Source organism: Faecalibacterium sp. DFI.5.82, assembly GCF_029076575.1.
GTDB lineage: Bacteria > Bacillota > Clostridia > Oscillospirales > Ruminococcaceae > Faecalibacterium > Faecalibacterium duncaniae.
On the sequence record NZ_JARFIS010000868.1, the window covers coordinates 1 to 297 of the forward strand.

The 297-nt window shown below is 57.9% G+C and carries 1 protein-coding gene; it reads right to left on the reverse strand.

The features are described 5' to 3' along the window. Window positions 1–109: 109 nt before the first annotated feature. A partial coding sequence (locus P0G09_RS20960; RefSeq protein WP_342760575.1) for a hypothetical protein occupies window positions 110–297 on the reverse strand: 188 nt, incomplete at its 5' end.

Below are 297 nucleotides of genomic sequence, written 5' to 3' on the forward strand. Positions count from 1 at the left end.
GCCGCTGACCCCGGCAGACCGTGTAGGTACAGGGTTCCAGCAGGGTGCGCTCCCCGATCCTGATGGTCAGGTTCTTCATCAGCACCAACTCGTTCCACGGCTCCACATCTTACTCAAAGCGGAACTTGAGCTGGTTCGTTTCATCCTTTGGTGCTTCCGTGATCTCCAGCTTTTCCAGCTGTTTGCGGCGACTCTGGGCCATCATGGTGGTGGAAGCGCGCACAAGATTGCGGTCTACATAATCCTGCAGCTTTTCGGCCAGCGCCACATCTGCATCGTGCTGCTTCTGGCGCAGGG